Here is a 19,957-nt window from a genome sequence, read left to right on the forward strand (position 1 = left end):
CTACATTTTACACGAAGTTTCCCTTGTTGTCCTCCCTTTTTTCTTGTGTTGCACTTCATATGATAATCTTTCGAGCCGCTCCACCATGGCCCGCTGTTTTTTCGTGGCGGGCTGGCCGGCCTTGTCCGGCTTGAGAAGATCCGTACCGTCACGGGTAGCGACGTAGCGGACGTAGTTGTTCAGGTGGGCGGCGGCTTTCTCTGTCCCCGGTTTGATGTAGGGGCACTTGAAAATGATCCGGGGCATGGAGCGTCACCGCCTTTCTGTCATACGCCGCCTCGCTGGTACTCCACTGCCTTGTCCAGCGTGACGCTGCCGCTGGTCTTCTTCACGTTCTGGACGCACCGGCCACGGAGACTGCGGAGCGCGTCGTCGCTGATCTCCATCCCTGCCGCCAGCACGTTCATCACCATGTCCAGCTCCACCGCCAGCTTGAAGAGCAGACGGCAGATGCGGTTCTCCGTGTCCTGCACAGTGCCGCGCAGGACGGAGGCCAGCGCGGGCGGCAGGTAGGCGGTGGCATCCTGACCGGAGACGTACCCGGCGTAGAACAGCGCGGCCTTCTCCAGATACTCACTGCGGCTCTTGCACCCGGCAGTCTCCGCCGCTCTGTCCATCACCTCCAGCGTGGAGGGGTACAGCCAGACGGGGATGCGTGTCTTGATCTCAGCAGAGGCACCCGGCTCCACTGAAACTGCCTGTTTTCTTCTCATTATTGAATTCCTCCATTTTTTCGAAAAACCACCCAGCACAACCACCTTGGGAAAGGCTGAAACCAGGCGGTTTTTCCTCTGTTATTTTCGTTTCCGACCACCTGTCACAGCTAACAGGGGGTTAAACCGACCACCTCGTCCCCACTCCCGACCCGCGTTGCGGGGCGGGGTAAACGGCAGGTGGGCGCGAAAGCGACCACCTGCCTTTATCCTGCACTTTTTTCGACCCCCCGGTTCACCTGCACATTTTGGGGACGCCGATTTTCTCTCTTTCGCCACACGGCCGCGCAGGGCGGCGTGTCAGTCGGGAGGGGCAGGGATGCTGCCCTGTCGGGCCGGGCGGCACACAGGGGCCTCGCTGTGGCGCACAGCGGGGGAACAAGAGCGAGGGCCGCTCCGCATCGGGAACGGCCCTTGACGCACCCCGCTACACCGTCAGCTTCATCCCGCTCTGAGCAGGTCCCTGCTTCTGACGCAGCTCCAGCCACAGCGGGTTGTACTCCACTGCCGTCTGGCTGCGGTCAGCGTCGAAGGTGAGACGCGCGGCTGCCGCAGGGCAGCGGGAGAAGACGGCGGACAGCGCCTGAGTCATATCTGGATCGCCGCCCACCAGGATCTTCTTTGCACCGCCGTTGGCGTCCAGCACCATGTCCGTGGTGAGCGAGAGCAGAGCGTCTGTGACGGAGATCTGCCGGTCGTGAGCGTACTGCCGCGCAGACCGCAGAGCAGTATCAGGATCGAACGCGCCGAAGTGCAGCGTGTGGAAGCACCGGCTGTGTCCGCCCTCTGTCACAACACACAGAGCCAACGGACTGAGTTCCTCCATGTCCCGCGGACAGTGGAAGCACATGAGCATTCCCAGGTCTGCCATCTCAGCGACGTCCTGGAGTGTGTTGCCGTTCTCCAGATACACAGCTGCCGCCATCATTTCACCAGGCAGGGCCGCCGAGCCGTGTTGGATGATCTCGTAAACGCTCTGCGTGGTCACAGCGGAGAAGTGCCGGGAGACAAAACTCATGCTGTTGAGCAGCTCCCGCACTCCGTCGCAGGCTTCTTCCTGACCCAGCTCCTGCCCAAAGGCAAACAGCGCGGCAGTGATTTCAGGGTCAGGCTGGGGTACCAGAGCGTTGAGTTTTCCCTCAAAGTCTTCTTTTGTCATTTAGCATCCTCCATTCTATCTGAGAGGGACACTCCTGGCAGGAGCGCCCCTCTGCTGTTGGTGTGGTGATCCAGGGATCAAGGTGAGAGTATCTGACCCGGCTGTCCGGCGATATGGTCCGCTGCCTCCTGGAGGTGGAGCGCCACACGCACATCCTCCAGTTCCGTCCGAAGATCCTCCACGCTCACGAATCCTGCAGCGGGGATTTTGGTGGTCAGGAGCATATCCTCCAGCCCACCCATCTCTGTGAGCGTTCTGGCTGTTTCCAGGAGCGTCTGACGATAGTCCTCGGGAGCATTCACCGCAGTCTGAAACAGCATCCAGACCGCATTCAGCTGGGCGGCGGCATCCGGCACCGGGAGCAAGCGGTCTGGACTGATCAGGTGGGGTGTGTCCTGCTCTGTGGCAGTATACTGGCGGGCGCTCTCCATCTCCCGGTCGATCCACATCAGGAGCGGTATGACCTCTTTACCCAGCTCGCTGGCCGCCGCGTAAACATCCAGCCCTGTCCGAAGCCGGAGAGCGGAATCCAGTGCCTCCGCGTCGGCGTTCAGAAGAGACACTGTTTCATGGGCGATGAGGGTACACAGGTCAAGGGGCGTGAGCGCGGATCTGGTATTTGCTTTCATGCGTTGTTTCCTTCTTTCTGCATTTTATTTTTGGGGGGAGCAGAAACACAATGGCACACTTTCGCCGTGAAAGCTATTCAGCAAAGCCAACGAAAAATCGGGTTGTCAGATTGGCATAGACGCAAAAAGTCTATATCACATCGTGGGCTGTGTGGGCGGTGCCATCTCCTCCGCCATCCATTGGGCGTTGTAGTCCTTCAGTGTCTGCCCGGTCTGCCCCTGGCAGTAGGCGTCCATCTTGCGCAGCAGGGTCGCCTTCTCAACAGCGTTGAGCCGGTATTCCACCGGCTCCTCACGCCCGTCTGCCCGGTGCAGGTCGACCTCCAGCTCATCGCAGACCTGTCCGGAGGCCATGTCGTAGTTGGCGTAGACGTTCAGGGTATCGTCGTTCTCGCCGGTGCAGACGTGTGTGCCGAATACCGCGTCCACGTCGAAGTTTGTTTCCATGTAAAAATCCAGCAGGCTGTCTATCTCGGTGATCTCCTCCGCGAAGGAGATATCCCGCGCGGAGAGGTGACCCGCCGAGGTGAGTTCTTTGCCCTCCAGCTTTTCCAGGAACCGGGACATATACTGTTCCGGCCTGAGATAGCTCTTACGGTACGCGTGATAGACGGCGGTGGAGACATCCTGCATGGGCCAGGTCTTCCAGCCGTCAGCATCCACGGTGCGAAGTCCAGATCGAACGCGCCGGTAATCTTATCAGGCGTCTCTATCCGCAGTGCCAGCAGCTGGTCATACTGCTCGGCGGTGACCGGCTCCATTCCAGCGAAGGCGCTCGTCTGGAGCGCGGCGATCCCCGGCCCCTGCTCCTCACGCAGATACCGGCGCAGGAACTTGGCGATCTCCAGGATATCCTCCGTCCTGTCCAGCTGGAAGAACGACCTTTCTCCATTCTCCCGAACACAAAACGCCGTATACTTTCGGGCCGCTTCCTCCGCCGCCCGTGCTTTAGCTTCCTCTTTGTCGAGGCGGGTACGGATCGCCTCCTGTGTCTCACGCGGGACTAACGCCTCATACATGTCCAGGAGCACCCCCTGCATCCGTTTCTCCACGGTGGTGCCCTGCTCCACCAGTACAGAGGAGAGGGCGCTCAGCTTATCCTCCTGGAACCATACGTCCAACTGCACATAGTTGCTCATACGCCGCCCTCCTTCTCATGCTCCGTGGGGGCGGACGCCGGTTTGAGCGCAGCCGCCTTGGGCTGGTTGGGACGGGGCGGACGCTTAGGCCGGGTGGGCGCGGACTTGGCGTCCAGATACTCCCGCAGCGGCTCAGGCACCGTCTGCTCATAGAGCAGACGCAGGGCCTCGTCCATCTTCTTCTGCACTGTGGTGTTGTCTTTTTTCAGATAGAACACCAGCGCTTCCATCTTCTCACTGTTGAAGGATAGCTTGATTTCGTTATTTTCCATTCCATCATCCCTCCTACATGATGTGTCCCATTTGGAACAGGGCAGACCCATCCAGACTCTCCGCGGGGGCGGCGGCTATGGTCATCTGGTAGGGACCACTCAGCCAGCGAACGCCGCGCTCATCCAGGAACCTGTCCCCGGTCCGGTTCATGATCTCCAGGTCGAAGTCAGAAGCGTCGACCGTCCCAAGCGCGGAGTGCAGGCCCCGCCCCACATAGACCACGCAGAGGGTGGCCCAGTTTGTGATCTCCGGGTGATCCCGAAGCGCACCTTGATACACCGCGGACTGTTTGACAGTTTCAGCGTCTGTAACAGAGCCGGAGACAAAACCGCTTGCCCAGTACGGCCCAGCGTCTCCGCCCAGAGCAATGTGGGTGAAGCGGATAGGCATCTGAGCGGTCATACGCACCAGCGACCGCTCCGCCTCATCTCGGGCAAGGTCGAGTCTGTTGCTCTTGCCAGTCCAGGGCAGGTGGGAGGCCATGTCCTCCAGCAGTTCCCGCACCACATTGACCTGGCGGCGGCGGTCGTCGCCGGTGTCCTCCAGCGCGGTCACGAAGTTCCGCAGATTCTGGATGGTCCCTCTCTGCAATTGGAGAGAGGCGGGCACAGCCGCCGCGCTGCCGCCGGCCTGTTCCAGCTCACGGTCGAACTGCTCCATCAGCTTCGGATCGGGGACCTGTTCCTCCAGCCTTGCCATGCCCTGGAGGATGGCGTCTATCCAGAGGCGGCGCTGGGCCTGCCAGGGGGGAGCACCCTCCGGCTGGTGGCGTTCCCATCCGTTTTGGCGCTCGATGGCGTAGGCGGTGAGGCCCTCGGCCACGAGGGGGATATTGAACCTGTTCACAGCTCCGCACCCCCTATCCCATCACAGGCCCCATGGACTGCTCCGCCTCCATAAAAGCGTCGTGGGCTTCGTTGAACCGCACCAGTTCCTCCGGGTCTACGCCGGTGAGTACGATCTCTGTCCCTTCAGGCGTGTCGCAGATCTCAGACACACGGGCATTGAGCAGGGCGGCATGATCCTCCTGCCCGGCGTCCGTCAGCTCACACAGATTTTCCACCAGCACCGACTGCTCCGCTTCCTCATGGCACAGGAACATCAGCCCGCCTCCTTTCAGCATGGGAAGCAGATCCTTCAGGAGAAGCTCAGGCGCTTTCTTCTCCTGGAGCTGCTGGCAGTATTCCGGATGATACTCCACTTCGATGCAGCCGTCGTGCATATCCACCGCCGATACTTCGGGGCGCTGCTTCAGGGCAGCTCGGAGCATAGAGTCCAGCCCGCTGCCCTCCTGGATTGTCAGATCCAGATGCTCCTCCAGATCCTCGAAATAGACACACCAGTTTCCGCTGGTGGTATTCTCCGTCCCCCAGCGGATGATAAAGTCCGCCGCCCGATCCATCTGAGCGTTGACGATGTCCCGCATTCCGGGAATGTAGGCCGCGAGGCGGGCGTAGTCATACTTCTCCGCGTCAACGAGCACCCCATCATTGCTGCCCTGGCCCAGCGCCAGCAGGCAGTGGATGATACCGTTCCTGTGGAACATACAGCCCTTGTTCTCCCGAATAAACGGCTGCTCCACCAGTGGGGTGATCTTCAGCCGGCAAAAATCCTCATGGGACAGTTCCACCACTTTTTCGATCTGGCAGTCGTCCATCTGAAAATTGACCGGCTTTTCTGTAAAATTTGCTTTGAATTTCATAGTGCGTTTCCTCCTCTCTGCAATTATGGCAGATAGCTTCTGGGATTGGTCCGCTCTCCGTTGATGCGTACCTCGAAGTGGAGGTGGGGGCCGGTGGAGCGCCCGGTGGAACCGGAGAGGGCGATCACATCCCCGGCCTCCACCGTCTGGCCCACCCGCGCCAGCAGCTGGGAGTTGTGGCCGTACAGGGTAGACAGACCGTTGCCGTGGTCGATCATCACATAGTAGCCGTAGCCGCCCTGGTTGTAGGTGGACACCGTCACTGTTCCCGGCAGGGCGGCGCGGACAGATGTGCCGGTGGGAACGGCCAGATCCATCCCCGTGTGGCCCCGCCGCTCCCCGGTGAAGGGGTCACGGCGGTTGCCGAACTCCGAGGTGACCACGTTCCGCCAGTTCTCCCCGATGGGGGAGCAGAAGCCGTCCGCGCCGATGAAGGGCACATCCGACCCGGCGAAGCCGCTGCCGCCGCCCGCCGCTCCATATCGAATCAGGTTATAGATGCTGTCGGCGTTGCTCCGCTGCTCAGCGGCAGGCGCCACACCCATGGCGGCGATGTTCTGCCAGACAGTTCCCAGATCCTCGATGGGAATGGCCACAGAGTAGGTCTCCTCCGTCTCCTCCGGCGGGTCGCTGCCCTCCACGAGAACCGTGCGGATACGCTCCTCCCAGGTGACAAAGCAGTCCGCGAAGGACTGAGCGTCCCCATGGCTTTCAGTGCCGAAGTACAGAGCATAAAAAATCGCCTTGACACGGATATCGTCAAGGCTTGTTTCTTCCTCTGTATTCTCGTTGATGGCAGCAATGGCAATATCCAGCTGGGCGAAGCTGGCGCGCATGGCCTCGATGCACAGCCGGTACTCCTCCGGGGTTTCCGCTGGAATTTCGATGGTATCGTAAAAACACAGTTCCACAGCGGTGATGTTGTGCTCGGTGGCGCCGGAGCCCAGAGCGCACAAAAAGGCGATGAGCAGGATGAGGGGGGAGAGAATCGCCACCAGCGTCCAGCCCACCACTTTCCGTGCCTTTTCATCGGTCAGGATGATGGCGGCGGCCTTTGCTATCAGAGCCGGATTAGCCAAGGGTCATACCTCCGTTCTCCTGGGCGGGCGCCTGCTCCACCTCTGCCTGCATCTCAGACCAGTGGTCCGCCAGAGCCTGGAGGGTCTCCTCATGGCCGGCGCAGGGCCGTGTCTGTGCCCACTGGCGGTACTGGTCGAAGTCCATGCCGCCGTCCAGCAGCAGCCTGCACACCTCCACCGCGTCGTTTTGGACACAGGCATGGAGCGCACTGTAGTCGTTGGCGTCCACCCACATCCGCTTTTCCAGAAGTTCTTCCGCGATCCAGCTGTCACGGCCCTCATAGGTCAGCATATGGAGTGTCCTTGCTGAACTGCCTCCTCCGGAGATCCCTTTTTCCACCAGCGCAGATAATGTGCGAAAGTCTTTGTCCATAGCAAACTGCTCCAGAAGGAAAGACGGCGCGGCGGCAATCTGCTCCTCGCCGCACCGCTTGATGATCTCCTTAGCAATGAAGCGATGGTCTGAGTGGGCGTAGGAGGCCATTTCGCCAAAGAAGGACGGCTCCAGCTGCGGCACGCTGGCCTGTGCCCTCACCATCATGGACAGGACCTTCTCCGGATCGTTGATATCGATGGCTCTCTTGCAGGCGTTACAGTACGCCGCGTAGTCGATATTGCACCTGTCCCGCATCAGCAGCTCCGTCATCTTCCGGCCCACGGCCCCCGGACGGCCAGCCGCCTCCACCAGCAGGGTCTCCTCCTGCTGGTACGGAATCCTGGCTGCGTACTTCTTGAAGGCTTCCAGTTCGCCGTCCTGGATCGCCAGCACAGCTTTGTCAAAGTCACTCATCCGCAGAGGGCGCATTCCTACCGTGTTGACATACTCCGTGATGCTCCCGGTCATGCGGCGCAGGAGCTGCTCGGTCTGGCCCATGGCCTGCTCCTGCCGCTCCCGCTGCTCCACCAGCGCCTCGATGATAACCTTTTGTTCCTGCTGGCTCAGATGCACCACAGAACCGCCGGTGTCCTCCTCCACACCGCCGATCTTCATGTATCGGGCGTGGGTGGCGTGATCGCCGTGGAACGCCTTGGTGATGGCGGAGGCGGTGAGGAACATCCTGTCCAGATCGTTGCCGTTCTCACCCAGAGTCTTGCCGGTGATGAAGCTCCTGGTGATGGGCTTTCCATCCTCATACCACTTGAGATATACATCCAGATAGACACCCTCGCTGGCGCCGTAATCGGTGGTGCAGAAGATATCCGCATCCTTGGGGATCTCCCGGCCATCCTTCCAGTGGCCGTCCAGCAGAAAATACTCGTCCGGCAGGTATCCCATGCCCTCCAGCCGGTGCTTCAGCTCCTCGAATACCTCCTGCGCCACAGGCTGGCCGGCGTACTCCAGCTTGTGCGGGTTAGCTTCAGAGGGTTTCCACTGCTCCAGTTCAATAATATCCATCTCAAAACGCTCCTTTCTCAGCCACCGTCGTGGCAGTTGCAGGGCAGGTCGTCCTCCGGGAACATCCAGCACATGGCGGTCTGGTTCAGGTCAGCCTCCACGAAATCCCGCCATGCCCAATCCCGCCCCAGGCCCTTGACCGTGATGAGGTTGGGCCGGGCGCCGTCCTCGATGGCGATAGCCCGGTCATACAGATCCCGGTGCTGGTGGTAAAGGGTGCGAATCTCCCGCTTCTTCATGGAGGGACAGAAAAAGCAGGAGGACTTGCCGGGCAGCGGCAGACCCTCCCGCAATATGGCGGCGACGCAGTCCTCCCGCGTCCAGCCCCAGTCCATGAGCGGATATTCCTTTTTATATTTGGTATCAGCATCGTCAATGGGCTGAGCGTGTTCCCGCCGCCTCTGTTCCCCAATGTCAAAACCAATAAACTTGACGATGCGTTCCCCTCTGGCCCAAACCTCCCGGCAGGGCGGGTAATGGTTGCAGAATTTATCCTGGGGACCAACCTTGTGCTTGAGAGAACATTTTTTGTAGCCGTAGGCGATGGCGGGCAGCGTGCCGGAGCGGAGGCATTCCTGCTCCAGCGTCAGGCGGTTCCCGTACTTATCGGTGTATTCCACCTGGGTAATTCCGGGCAGGCCGTGTTCCGCCAGCCAGCGGTTCATAATGGGAAGATAGTCATAGGTGTGGGGCTGCTCACCGCCTGTGTTGGAAAATAGAATTAAATCCACAGGGATTTTCCGGTGGTAAAGCCCAATGAGCATAGCGGTTGAGTTCGTGCCGCCGCCGTATCCGACGATATTCATAGAGATACCTCCTTGGGTTGTTATAATTTCAGCTTGTTTGGTCTGGGCAGGCTGCGATGATGGTTTAGAGTTTGTTTGGCTCGGTTTGGGATGCCTTGTGAATTGAGAGATTTTCTGCTATAATGTTGCAGGTGATGAAAATGATCTATGCTTGTGACAACTGCCATTTCCTCTTTAGCTACACCGTTGAACCGGAGCAGTGTCCCGACTGCGGGAAGTACGCCATCCGCCCAGCGGATGAAGCGGAGCGGCAGGAGTATGAGAAACGGTTGAAAGAGCCAAGGGAGATATAAAATGGCCTATTCTTCGCAGCGTGAACGTATCACACAGTACATACAGGACACCTACGGAACGCAGGCGGAATATTTATGGGCGGACAGTCCCGGCAACGCGATATTCCGCCACTCCGCCAGCAGAAAGTGGTACGCCGCCATGATGCGCGTTCTTCCAGAGAAGCTGGGATTGGCGGGAGAAGAAGCCCTTGATGTGATGGATATAAAATGCAGCACCATTATGATTGGCTCACTGCTCTCCACAAAAGGGTTTTTCCCAGCATACCACATGAATAAGAACCACTGGATTTCCATTATTCTGGACGGCTCTGTTTCCGACGATCAAATCACACCTCTGTTGGAACTGAGCTATGACAGTGTTGCGCCCAAGCGGCGGAAAAAGCATCCCCAGCCGGAGGAGGAATAGACCCCATATGCTGGGCAAACCAGGTTAGGAGGAGAACGCCCATGAAGATGCCCTGGAACCAAGAGGCCGTCCGCGTCCTTCCCGCAAAGCTCGATCTGGCCCAGCAGCCCTGGTGCCGGGAAGCTCTGCTGCTCCATATCCGCGGGACCGGTGTGCTGCGCTGGGAGAGAAGGCTTCCGCCGATGAAGGCGGACCCCTACGAAACCCCTCTCTGCCTTACCCTCCGGGGTGCGCCTCTGCTGTCCTGGCTCGCCGCGGTGTGCGAAACCAGTGAAAGCTGGCTCTGCACCGGCTGGGGCCTGGATACGGCGGAGTGCCCGGAGCTGGACGCTCTGCGGGAAACCCTCAACGGCGGTTGTACCCAGCTGGAGGAGGCCGTTCCCGCCCTGTCGCCCCTGCTGGAGCTGCTGCCAGAGGGCGTCTATGTGCTGGCCGAGAGCGACGCCTATCCCGCTGACGGCTGTGGGCAGTTTTTCTGGGGTGTGTCCGACTGTCTGGAGCCGAACCCCGCCACCGCCCTCGTTTGGCTTTCTGACGATGACTACGATTACAACTATGAAAGCATTCCTCCGAAATTCCTCTACCCCTCCCAGCGGCGGTCGCGGCTGGACATGGAGCGGGTGGACTATTACAAAGAACGCTTCCGGGAAGACGGTCCTCTGCCCCACGGGCTTGCCGTCTATGTGACAGAGGGGATGTCCGTCCTGCTGGACGGGCACCACAAGGCGGCGGCCGCCGCCCTGCTGGGCCGGACTCTGCCCTGCCTGACGGTGCTGCGGCTGGAGCATTACCAGCTGCGTCCGCTGGCTGAATCCAGAAGCCGGGAAAAGAAAGCTGGCTGCTTTGGCCCCTTCACAGTGCCTATCGAGGACATGAATGGAATCAATCTGCTAAAAGCGCCCTGGAAGCTCACCGAAAGCTCCATTCCTCTGCCGGAGGGCCGTCTGGCGGACGCGGAGCTACCGGAGGCGCTGCTGACTGCCGGGAAACGCTATCCTACCGCCAAGGGGTATGCCCTTGTGTCGGCGGCGGAGATCAACTATCCCACAGACCAGGAGCTGGAAACCTGGCTGGCAGACCCCGGCCTCTACCGGCCCAAGCTGCGAGGGGCGCTGGTGGTTCTGCGGGACCGGGGAGATTCCCGCTTAAAGGATACCGCCCTCCGGTGCGCCGCCGTGGGGGACCAATATTGCAGTCTGAAGGCAGAGTCGTTTCAGGTATTGGCGGAGCTGAAAGGTGACCCGGACGTGGAAGCCTTCTTCATTGACTACTTCGTGAACCTGGAGGAACCACCCAGCATCCACAGCAGCGCCCAGGACTACCTGACGCAGATTGCCCACAGCTTTTGGGATTAGAAAGCCGTCCAACAAAATAGAAAGGGTTGGGGAGAGACAATAAATGCTGAATTATGTGCGGTTAGAAGCAAACAGCCTTTTGGTTGATGCTGGGTGGACACCTTTATATAAGGGCCTTCTTCAAAAGCATTTATCACATCTTGATTGGAGATTTCCGCCGCAAGTCCCCCCAGATATTATTTTTGATAGCGCCAGAGACATTATTGACGCTTTGGATGGAATACGAATCAAAAATCAGTGTCCAGAACTTGGTGTTGGTTCATCCTGTGATGCAATTGAATTCGATTTTTTTAATTACGATGCTTCTGTATATCCAAAGTTAGAGGCAGTAAGTCAAAAGATTGGAAAGCGCGCTCTATATATCGGAATAGGATATGACATAATGGGGGATTGGCTGGTAGATGAAACTGGAATATTGTATTTCCAAAATAGGATTTGCAATACACTTTCGCCTTTTTCAAAAAACATTTACGATTTTTTAGAAAAAGATATTTATAGATGTGCAACCCTGTTTAATTGATTTACCTAACCCTGTAACAAACTATTTCAGGCGGGAGACGCGCCAAATGTCTCCCGTCTTTTGCTATGCCTCCGAAAAATTTTTTTGGAATGTAAAAGGCAAAACCAACCAGTACCGCGTCTAATAGGCAGAAAGGAGGGGGAAGGCTTGACCGAACAGGAGTACATCCGCCGGGCGGAATCCTTAAAAGAACAGCTCTACCGCTGTGCAGCAGTCTACTTGGGCAGTCCTTCCGATGCTGTGGATGCAGTGGATGAAGCGTTCTACAAGGGCTTCCTGGCCTACTCAAAGCTGCGGCAGCCGGAGTTTTTCGATACCTGGCTCACCCGCATCCTGATCAATGTCTGCAACAGCGAACTGCGCCGGCGCAAGCGAGAACTGGCCGTGGCCGAACTGCCCGAAACGGCCCAGGAGGAATTTGACGCCCTGCCCTTGAAGGAGGCGCTGCGCCGCTTGCCAAAGGATCTGCGGGATGTGATCATCCTGCGCTACTTCACCGGCCTCACCCTGGAGGAGACGGCGCGAGCCCTGGACATTCCACGGGGTACTGTCTCCACCCGGCAGAAGAAGGCCCTATCTCTGCTCCGGTTGGAGCTGACTGACGAATAGAAGGAGGTTGTCAGATGGAAAATCGAATTGTAGAATTTCAGGCCATGATGAACGAATTGGCCTCGCCTCCCAAGCTGCTGGAGGACAGTATGCAGCGCGCCCGGAGACGCGCCCGGCGCTCCAGGATGCTCCGCCGCTTCTCCGCTCCCCTTGGGACCGTTGCCTCGGTCGCCGCCTGCTTTGTACTGATGGTGAACCTTTTCCCCACCTTCGCCCTGGCCTGCTCCAGTGTACCGGTCATCCGAGAGCTGGCCGCCGCCGTTGCTTTTTCCCCCAGCCTGTCCGCTGCCGTCGCCCACGACTATGTGCAGTATATTGGGCAGTCCCAGACGGTGGATGGGGTAAAGGTAGATTTGGGATACGCCATTGTGGATCAGCACCAGATGGTATTCGTCTACTCAATAGATGGGGGCAGATTCTATACCAGCCCGGAGCTGCTTGATGAAAACGGGGATCATATTGCTGCCGCCTACTCCACATCCAACGTCAAAGGGGATATAAGCGGGCAGGCAAACGGCATGGAGTCCATGATCCTCTCCTTCAGCGCACCGAACGAACTGCCTGAGCGATTCACCATCAACATGTATTTCCTGGCGGAGCAGCAGCCGGAGACGCCAGCCATGCCCGCTCCTCCAAAGGCGTCCTTGGGAGAGTCGATAGAGGACTGGACAGACCCCCAAAACGACCCCGGCGTTCTGTGCTTTACCTTTGATGTGGCCCTGGATATGAACCGTATCGCCCAGCCCATCACTGTCCCAGTGAACCGCTGGATGGAGCTGGACGGACAGCGCATCCAGGTGGAGCGGCTGGAATACACACCCACCCGCACCATCCTCTATCTGGGCGAGGATCAGACCAACACCGCCTGGCTCAAATCGCTGAAATTCTGGTTTGAAGACCAGTCCGGCCGCCGGTATGATGATAAGGACGGCTCTCTGGTTTCCAGCAGCACACTGGAATCTCCATCCCAGCTCACCTACTATTTCCAGAGCTTCTACTACGACCCGCCCAAGGGACTGACCTTGTGCGTTGATAAGGCGGAGTGGCTGGACAAGGATGCGCCCCATGTGGTCGTAGACCTGACCAGCGGCGAGGCCACCGGCCTGCCCGCGGGAGTGGAGCTTGTGGAGGTTCGTCCCATCGGAGGCGGTGTGGAGCTTACGATCCTGTCACCAAAACTGCGGGAGCAGTTTGCTCAGAGCTTTTCCCACACCTATTGGGACCCGGAGGGCGGCGAGCATAAATGGCATCAGGTGTCTACCATTCGTGTGGACGCCGAGGACAGCGACAGCGGAGAAGCCAAACACAAAGAGGTCTTTTATCTGGATAACTACTCCTGGGACGCTGTGGAACTGGAATTGAGCTATACCAGCGTAGCCGAGTATGTCGAGCCTGTCCGGGTATCGCTGGCGGCAGAACGATAAAAAACTATTACCGTCCGCCTGCCTTCCCAAACAGCTCCGCCTTATGGGGCGGGGCGTGGACTTCCAGGAGATACCGCTCATTGCCGCACTTATAGAGGCAGACGCCCCGCTGGGGGTAGCGGATCAGCTCAAACTCGGACTCCTCCAGCTGGAGGTTGTCCATATAGAACCGCTTATCCACACTGCCGGCGTTGAAGAGGAACTGGTGGGTGGGGATGGCGAAGAGAGGCCGGGTCAGCTCCCGGATGCCGTCTACGTCAAAGTCCTCGAGGTTCTGCGAGGCCAGAATGAGGGCGGATTCTTTCTTCCGCACCCGCTTGAGGGTGTTGCGGATATACTCAATGGTGGTCACGTTGGAAAGCCAGATGTACAGCTCGTCCAGCGTGGCCACGGTGTTTCCCTCGGTCAGAAGTTTGTCGCTGAGGTAGGACAGGACATTGAAGAGCATGGCGTCCTTGACGTTCCGGCTGGCCTGGAGGAGACCCTTCACGCCGAAGACCAAGAATCGGCTGGATGTAATGTTGGTGTAGCCGTTGAAGAACTTGCTTTCAGCGCCCCGGCACATGGAGTGGAGGCCCAGCAGGACTTCCTGCAGCAGTTCCCGCGGGTACAGCGGATTTTCCTCTCTGTCATAGTGCTGGTAGGCGTCCTCGATCACATCGTAAAGGTCGGAGAGGACGGGAAAATCATCGGGCCGCATGGACTGGAAATCCGTGTGATTGTTGAGTCCCCACTTCTTGTACAGCCGTTCCAGCATCAGCTCGATGGTGTCGATGTGGCGGTCTGAGAAGTCCTTATAGGCCCGGAAAAAGTCCTTGAGGAAGGAGATGTGCTGGCTCAGGCGGGTGCGCTGCCGGAAGGCGGCTGGCGCTTCCGGATCGTCCTCACCATCGGTATCCCACAGCTTGGGTTCCAGGGGGTTGATGATGTACTGCCCGCTCATAAGATCAGCGAAGCAGCCGCCCAGGTTGGCGCACAGGTCGATGAGCTCATGCTCAGGATCGAGGCAGAGAGCGGACTTGCCGCTCTCCAGGATATTGCAGAGAAGGAGCTTCAGCAGGTAGCTCTTGCCCTGGCCGGAGTTGCCCAAGATGAGGACGCTGGCGGTGGTCTTGTCCTCGGCGCGGCGGTCCAGGTCTACGATGATGTTGGAGCCGTAGCGGTCCCGGCCCACATAGAAGCCGTTGGGATCGTTCTTGCCGGAGTAGTTGAAGGGGAAGAGGTTCGCCACGCTGGAGGCGGGCAATACCCGTTCATAGAGGGAGCCGAAGACGTTGCTGCCGGCGGGGTTGGAGGCGAGGAAGCCCTCCCGCTGGCGGAGGAGGACGCGGTCGGCGTTCAGCTTGGAGCGGGTCAGCTCGGCGGTCACATCGTCCCGAAGGGTGCGGAGACTATCCGAGTCCCTGGCGGAGAGTTCGATGAACACGGCGCAGTGTACCAGCGGCTCCCGGTTGCGGTGCATGGTGGTGATGAGCGCGGCCACGTCCTGGAGGTTGGCCTCGGCGGTGATACTCTGCTTCATGTCATTGGTGTTGCCGCGCTCCATCCTGCTCTTATTGGTGGCGTTGTGGAGGATGGCGTTCTCCTCGGTCGGCGTGACCTGGCGGGTGTAGATCCGCAGAGTGACGCCGCTTTTCTCGCCCAGATGCCGGAGCAGGGCCAGTTCCTCGGTGCTGGTGGGGTATCCGCGCAGGGCCAGGGTGCAGTGATACGCGCCGCCCAGGATATAGCTGTCCGTGTTGAACTTCACGGCGGCGGGGGCGATCATGTCCAGGAAGTCCTTGGGCGGTACAGCTTCTGGTTTTAATGCTGCTTTTTTCTTCCTTTTTATCTGCTTTTTAGCCATTGGCGCTCCTTTCCCCGTCAAAGCGGTCAAACTGTTCGGTGGTCACGTCCTGCTGGTAGTACACCGCCAGCAGACGCATCATGTCCTGCTCCTCCGCCATGCGGACGTGAAAGCCGCAGTCCCGGACGCGCTTCTCGATCTGCTTCAGGTGCCCGGCGTCCTCGGTGGACTTTTCCTCCCTGCGGTAGACGAGGGCGAACTCCCGCGCCGAGGCGGTGGTGGACTGGATCTCGTCCAAGTGGCCCATGTCCTGCCGGAGCAGCTCCCGCAGGGCGGGGAGATCCTCCTGCTCCAGCCGGGCCTGATAGTGGTGCTTGTTGCTCTGGAAGGATTCGCGGGAATCCAGGGCCAGCAGCTCCACTGCTTCCATACCCCGCAGCAGCTCCGTCAGGGCGCGGACGCGGCCCCGGACCCCCTCGGCGGACAGGACGGAGAGGTTGTCCGGGCTGACCAGATAAAAAACCAGCTCACCTCTGGCCGTCTTCAGGCCGTGATCGGTGAGCTGGTCAATCCCCATGAGCTGCTGGGTGGACAGATGCCGCCGCAGCTCTTTTTTCTGTTTTCGGTTCAAGTGGATACCTCCTACATCATCTGCATTCCCATACCGGGAGGTGCAGGAATTTCAATAAACTCCTGGGAAGGCTTGCTGGAAAACATATCCTGCAAAAACTGCCGGCCTCCCAGTTGTGCCGCTTTCTGAAACGCCCGGTTGAAGTCACCGCAGTCCATGACCGCTTTCCGGGTAAAGAGTGCTTCTCCGATATGAGGAAACGCCCCCTTATAGGTTCCAACAGAGAGTTCCCCTCCCGGCTGGATTCGGATATAGATTCCGTCCTCTCCGCCGAAATAGTAAAGCGCACCGCGGCCATTCAGACTTGTGATTTTATCCTCAGTCCATTGAAAGCGGCTGTTTTCTGTGACAGCCAGCCACTGTCTCATTTCTGCGTCTGTCATTTTTGTGGGGCACTCCACTCGTAATATTGCTGGTGCAGGAACAGGAAGCAGACAGCGCAGCGCAGGAAGTCCAGGATGCTGGCTCCCTCCATGCGGATGGAGAGGAAAGCGAACAGCACCGTCAGGATCATCAGCAGCATTCCAGACCCATTCGCCAACGCCAGGACAGAGAATAAAAACCCGATGCCAATGACCGCCACGTCCCGCAGCTCCCACAGCCACAGCTTGGGTTTTGCTCTCAGGTTATCAGGGTAGATATAAATCACAATCACCTCCAATAAGTAAAGGCGGCATTGCCGCCCTTACTGGGTCACATAGCCTGTTCCGTTTCCTGTTCCGCCTCCGGCTCCGATTCCCCATTGGCTGTCTGTTCAGCCTCCTCCAGTGCCTGCCGGATGCAGTCCAGGAAGAAGGCGTTCTGCTTGACGCCCTTCCGCTTGAGGTAGTCCTTGAACTGATCGAACAGCTCGGTGGACACCTGGAAGGCTACAGTTCTCTGGTTCTCTTTCATGGTGGGTTTACCCTCCTGTTCATAAAATTTTGCAATGAGTTCGGTCATGTACTGACCCAGTGTCTGCCCGGACGCTTCCTGCCGCTCCCGCACCTTGGCGTGGAGGGACTCCGGGATCTGGGCGCACAGATTTTTTGTTTTCTCTGCCATATAGGGCTCTCCTTTCCTGGGCGGTATGGCAAGTATATCGGAAACGCCGGACAATAGCTATTCACACATACCAACAAAGAAGTTTTTGCAAGACGAAGCAAAACTGACAATGTTATTTTGTGGATATGATCGCCATGGCAATGCCACGCATGATGTACTCTACACATGGAATTGCAACACTGTTTCCCAGGGCTTTGTAGCGAGAGGAGTCGGAGGCCCCCGGCAGGTCTGTCCAAAAATCGGGAAAACCCTGGAGCCTTTCGCATTCCAGCGGCGTCAGCCTCCTGATAAGCAATGGCCTTTCGTCCCCTGTATTTTGTAAGACAAGATCGGTGGCGTCCTTATGCTGACGGGCGCTTTCGGTAGACGCTACGTTGTCATCCCGAAACACATCCACTCGCTGGCGGGAAAAGACGGCGTGGTGATCCGTGGCGGTCAGCGTATAGGCGATCCCCTCCTGGCAGCCCAGACCGTTGCCGCCGTTCTGAGGCTGGCGGTCAATGGCGTTGCCGGAGATACAGATTGGTTCCCGCACTTGCAGGGCGAGAGGGAGATTGTTGCCTCCAGTGCCGCCACGATTTGTCAATGTTGGAGACACTTTGTGCGGCCCTGTATATCTCGCATCAATGCCATGGTTTTCAAATAATTGCACCCCCATAACCAGCGGCTGATGTCCATGCTCCTGTGCCCGCAGCGTCCCAGCCACATCTTCAGAGCAGGACATGATGCCGCCGCCCTGGTCGTTGAGGCAGATCAGCGGCAGATGGACGCCCATCTGCGCCCGGAGCGTGGGCGTCATATCGGTTGTAATGTCCATGCGTTGCCCCCCATGACCGGTGAGGCAGAGAATGGAGGGCATCATGTTCCCACTGGCGGTCGCTTTCAGCGTTGGAGCGATCTCCTCCTGATAACCGATCCCGCCAGCCGAAGGGGCGGCTCCGGCGCAGAAGCCTGCTACAAACAGAAGTCCACCCGGCTTCAGCTCACCGCTGTTGATCGTTGGGGCGACACCATAGGGAGTAGAGATACGCCTTTGCTGGTTATCCCAGGGAGTCAGACTGCCAGCTACTCCAGCTGTAAACAACAGCCCGCCAGGATTCCGCCCGCCGCCTCCGTCCGCGCTGGCCAGGGTGGGGGCCTTGCTCTCCGGGGTGAAGATGCGGGCCTGCTGGGTGTCCCAGGGAGTGAGGCAGTCCTGCGCGATGAAGGTCTGCTGTTTCATCCCCGGCTGCGCTCCCAGCGCGCCGGCCACATCGTGGAGATCCCGTACCTCGTCCCTCTGGTTGGCGGCGAAGGCGATGGGTTCAGAGGCCGGAGCCGCCAGTGGAATCAGCCCCGCCTGTGCCATCAGCGCCGCTTTCAGTTGGGGCGGCAGCTCCTTCCCACGTTCCCCCGCCCTGCGCAGGATACCCAGGCAGGCGGTTTTGCTCAAATAGTATTTGCGGGGCGGAGCGTCCTGCAAAATCTGCGATAAGGAAAATACGTCTTCTTCGCTGAGGGGTGCGGGGCCAGTATTGAGCGTCGAAGACCCGCCAGGCCAGGGAGAAACCAGTTCCCAGTACGATTCGCCCAGCAGGTTGCCATGCCCAGGGGTGAGGTCCAGGGACATAAACGGAATTGTTCTTAATTCGGACGATCTCCTCGAGGACGATGCGGAAGTCCTCCCCCTTGGGGGTCCCTGAGCTGAATGCGCCGGGCACGTTCTCCCAGCACATCCATCGTGGGCGAACAGCGAGCCCTGTCCGTCCTCGTTCCATATCTGCATTTCGCATCTCCTTCACAATTCGAATTTGTTCCATAAAAAGGCCGGAGCGGGCGCCGGACAGACCAGCCCTCGCTCCAGCCACACTGAGATCCTGACAAGGGCTGCCGCCGCAGATGATGTCCACAGGCGGCAATTCTGCCCCGTCCAATTTGGTGATGTCCCCCACATGGATCATGTCGGGAAAGCGGTGTTTTGTTACTTCGATGGGGAAGGCTTCGATCTCACTGGCCCACACAGGCGTGATCCCGCTGCGAACCGCCGCCAGGGGGAAGCCGCCGATCCCGTCGAAGAGGCTCCCCATAGTGAGCATTTTTCTCCTCCTGTCCTTATTTCGCTGCCGCCTGCACAACGGTGCGGGTAGTATTGACGGCAGCCTGGGCGGTATAGACGGCGCTCATGATATTGGCTCTGGTGGTGGTGTCCAGACCGAAGGTCCCGGCGATCCTGGGCACCTCTCCTGCGGAGAGCATGAGGCCCAGTCCCAGCAGAGCGTGGTCCTTAAACACCATCAGGCCCGCTACCAAAATGGTGGATTGCAGGAAGGCCGTCAGGCACAGGCCAATCACCTGTTTGCTCCACTGGACAAAGCCGTCTGTGTAGCCTCTGGGGACGCTGAACATATAGAGGCTCCCCACGGCGATCTGGATGAGCAGGATGCCGCCTCGTTTGAGGTTGGCGAAAAAGACCTTAATCACAGCATAGGCCATCATGATGATGCAGAACAAAAGCATGATCGGGCTGGTGAGGACGCTCAGGCCGAAGCTGGGCGCACCGGCCATATCCGCAAGGCTCTCCACACTCATCAGTTCCTCAATGATCCGTTCTCCCACAGTGCCGATGCTGGTTCCGGCTCCGGTCAAGCCAATTGCGAAGGTCCCTTGTAGGGACACGGACAGAGCGTAAAGCCGCACAGGCACCACGGTAAACAGGCTGACCGCCATAAACCCCTTGATGGCGTTCAGCGCCGTATGCTGGAGGTTGCCTCTGCCGGTGGAGTATTCAATGCCGAACTCAAAACCGGAGACCACCAGGCTGACGCCAAACAGCGCCCAGCCCAGCTGAGAGAAAAACAGGACGATGGCCTCCACCCAGTCCAGCGCGAACAGCTCCACGCCCATGTTCCCCATTTCAGCAAAGAAGTTGCCGAGGAAGCCTACCACCTGCCCATAGAACCAGTCGATCAGATTGTCCATGATGGTGGACGCTACAAAATCAAAGATAAATATTG

Annotated in this window: 24 protein-coding genes and 1 pseudogene; 6 read left to right on the top strand and 19 right to left on the bottom strand. The window is 58.7% G+C overall.

Features of this window, described 5'->3' with window-relative positions; all coding sequences use genetic code 11:
• The 12 genes from D1646_RS11090 to D1646_RS11140 all read right to left on the bottom strand — a co-directional run bounded on the left by D1646_RS11090 (nt 1) and on the right by D1646_RS11140 (nt 8,896).
• Nucleotides 1–246 carry a hypothetical protein gene (locus D1646_RS11090; protein ID WP_160636522.1) on the bottom strand — a complete coding sequence of 82 codons (246 nt, stop codon included), beginning with the start codon at nt 244–246 and terminating at the stop codon, nt 1–3.
• A gap of 20 nt (nt 247–266) precedes the next feature.
• Nucleotides 267–713, bottom strand: a complete 447-nt coding sequence (locus tag D1646_RS11095) for a hypothetical protein (RefSeq protein ID WP_160636523.1) — start codon at nt 711–713, stop codon at nt 267–269.
• A 427-nt stretch (nt 714–1,140) separates the two neighbouring features.
• Entirely contained in the window at nt 1,141–1,872 is a 732-nt protein-coding gene (locus D1646_RS11100; protein WP_160636524.1) for a hypothetical protein, read from the bottom strand.
• A 77-nt stretch (nt 1,873–1,949) separates the two neighbouring features.
• Entirely contained in the window at nt 1,950–2,501 is a 552-nt protein-coding gene (locus D1646_RS11105) for a hypothetical protein (protein ID WP_016323202.1), read from the bottom strand.
• Between the two features lie 135 nt (nt 2,502–2,636).
• The gene (locus D1646_RS23240) at nt 2,637–2,948 is read right to left on the bottom strand and encodes a hypothetical protein (RefSeq protein WP_243154132.1); all 312 of its coding nucleotides are present in this window, start codon (nt 2,946–2,948) and stop codon (nt 2,637–2,639) included.
• Between the two features lie 20 nt (nt 2,949–2,968).
• A complete protein-coding gene (locus tag D1646_RS11110; protein WP_243154133.1) occupies nt 2,969–3,640 on the bottom strand; it encodes a hypothetical protein in 672 nt (223 codons plus the stop codon).
• Nucleotides 3,637–3,912 (bottom strand): DUF6103 family protein, encoded by a 276-nt coding sequence (locus D1646_RS11115; RefSeq protein ID WP_160233597.1) that lies wholly within the window; start codon nt 3,910–3,912, stop codon nt 3,637–3,639. The genes D1646_RS11110 and D1646_RS11115 overlap by 4 nt, the downstream gene beginning before the upstream one ends.
• A gap of 13 nt (nt 3,913–3,925) precedes the next feature.
• Entirely contained in the window at nt 3,926–4,759 is an 834-nt protein-coding gene (locus tag D1646_RS11120) for a hypothetical protein (RefSeq protein WP_160636525.1), read from the bottom strand.
• A gap of 13 nt (nt 4,760–4,772) precedes the next feature.
• Nucleotides 4,773–5,615, bottom strand: a complete 843-nt coding sequence (locus D1646_RS11125; protein ID WP_160636526.1) for a DUF6329 domain-containing protein — start codon at nt 5,613–5,615, stop codon at nt 4,773–4,775.
• A 23-nt stretch (nt 5,616–5,638) separates the two neighbouring features.
• Complete coding sequence (locus D1646_RS11130) at nt 5,639–6,694, bottom strand: M23 family metallopeptidase (protein WP_160636527.1); 1,056 nt, start codon at nt 6,692–6,694, stop codon at nt 5,639–5,641.
• Nucleotides 6,687–8,090 carry an ankyrin repeat domain-containing protein gene (locus D1646_RS11135; RefSeq protein WP_160636528.1) on the bottom strand — a complete coding sequence of 468 codons (1,404 nt, stop codon included), beginning with the start codon at nt 8,088–8,090 and terminating at the stop codon, nt 6,687–6,689. The genes D1646_RS11130 and D1646_RS11135 overlap by 8 nt, the downstream gene beginning before the upstream one ends.
• A 17-nt stretch (nt 8,091–8,107) precedes the next feature.
• Nucleotides 8,108–8,896, bottom strand: coding sequence for a hypothetical protein (locus tag D1646_RS11140; protein ID WP_160636529.1), 789 nt, complete (start codon nt 8,894–8,896; stop codon nt 8,108–8,110).
• 140 nt (nt 8,897–9,036) lie between these two features.
• Here D1646_RS11140 and D1646_RS22700 point away from each other — a divergent pair, with 140 nt between their 5' ends.
• From D1646_RS22700 to D1646_RS11165, 6 genes are all read left to right on the top strand, one after another.
• Nucleotides 9,037–9,189: a hypothetical protein gene (locus D1646_RS22700; protein WP_201754641.1), complete on the top strand. Its 153-nt coding sequence runs from the start codon at nt 9,037–9,039 to the stop codon at nt 9,187–9,189.
• Nucleotide 9,190: 1 nt separating this feature from the next.
• Nucleotides 9,191–9,595 (top strand): MmcQ/YjbR family DNA-binding protein, encoded by a 405-nt coding sequence (locus tag D1646_RS11145; RefSeq protein WP_160636530.1) that lies wholly within the window; start codon nt 9,191–9,193, stop codon nt 9,593–9,595.
• 41 nt (nt 9,596–9,636) lie between these two features.
• Complete coding sequence (locus tag D1646_RS11150; protein ID WP_160636531.1) at nt 9,637–10,950, top strand: hypothetical protein; 1,314 nt, start codon at nt 9,637–9,639, stop codon at nt 10,948–10,950.
• A 43-nt stretch (nt 10,951–10,993) separates the two neighbouring features.
• A complete protein-coding gene (locus tag D1646_RS11155) occupies nt 10,994–11,470 on the top strand; it encodes a hypothetical protein (protein ID WP_160636532.1) in 477 nt (158 codons plus the stop codon).
• A gap of 147 nt (nt 11,471–11,617) precedes the next feature.
• Nucleotides 11,618–12,079, top strand: coding sequence for a sigma-70 family RNA polymerase sigma factor (locus tag D1646_RS11160; protein ID WP_160636533.1), 462 nt, complete (start codon nt 11,618–11,620; stop codon nt 12,077–12,079).
• 14 nt (nt 12,080–12,093) lie between these two features.
• Nucleotides 12,094–13,503 (top strand): DUF4179 domain-containing protein, encoded by a 1,410-nt coding sequence (locus D1646_RS11165; protein WP_160636534.1) that lies wholly within the window; start codon nt 12,094–12,096, stop codon nt 13,501–13,503.
• Between the two features lie 7 nt (nt 13,504–13,510).
• Here D1646_RS11165 and D1646_RS11170 read toward each other — a convergent pair whose 3' ends face one another.
• The 7 genes and pseudogenes from D1646_RS11170 to D1646_RS11200 form a co-directional block, all read right to left on the bottom strand.
• Entirely contained in the window at nt 13,511–15,349 is a 1,839-nt protein-coding gene (locus tag D1646_RS11170; RefSeq protein WP_160636535.1) for a DUF87 domain-containing protein, read from the bottom strand.
• Nucleotides 15,342–15,920, bottom strand: coding sequence for a hypothetical protein (locus D1646_RS11175; RefSeq protein WP_160636536.1), 579 nt, complete (start codon nt 15,918–15,920; stop codon nt 15,342–15,344). Before D1646_RS11175 ends, D1646_RS11170 begins: the two co-directional genes overlap by 8 nt.
• An 11-nt stretch (nt 15,921–15,931) precedes the next feature.
• Nucleotides 15,932–16,303 (bottom strand): hypothetical protein, encoded by a 372-nt coding sequence (locus tag D1646_RS11180; protein WP_016317196.1) that lies wholly within the window; start codon nt 16,301–16,303, stop codon nt 15,932–15,934.
• On the bottom strand, nt 16,300–16,566 hold the full coding sequence (locus tag D1646_RS11185) for a hypothetical protein (RefSeq protein WP_016317197.1): 267 nt from the start codon (nt 16,564–16,566) through the stop codon (nt 16,300–16,302). Before D1646_RS11185 ends, D1646_RS11180 begins: the two co-directional genes overlap by 4 nt.
• A gap of 47 nt (nt 16,567–16,613) precedes the next feature.
• Entirely contained in the window at nt 16,614–16,964 is a 351-nt protein-coding gene (locus tag D1646_RS11190; protein WP_160636537.1) for a hypothetical protein, read from the bottom strand.
• 112 nt (nt 16,965–17,076) lie between these two features.
• Nucleotides 17,077–19,039, bottom strand: a pseudogene (locus tag D1646_RS11195) (DNA cytosine methyltransferase).
• Between the two features lie 16 nt (nt 19,040–19,055).
• Entirely contained in the window at nt 19,056–19,955 is a 900-nt protein-coding gene (locus D1646_RS11200) for a conjugal transfer protein TrbL family protein (RefSeq protein WP_160636564.1), read from the bottom strand.
• Nucleotides 19,956–19,957 lie beyond the last annotated feature (2 nt).

Source organism: Pseudoflavonifractor sp. 60 (assembly GCF_009911645.1).
Lineage (GTDB): Bacteria > Bacillota > Clostridia > Oscillospirales > Oscillospiraceae > Lawsonibacter.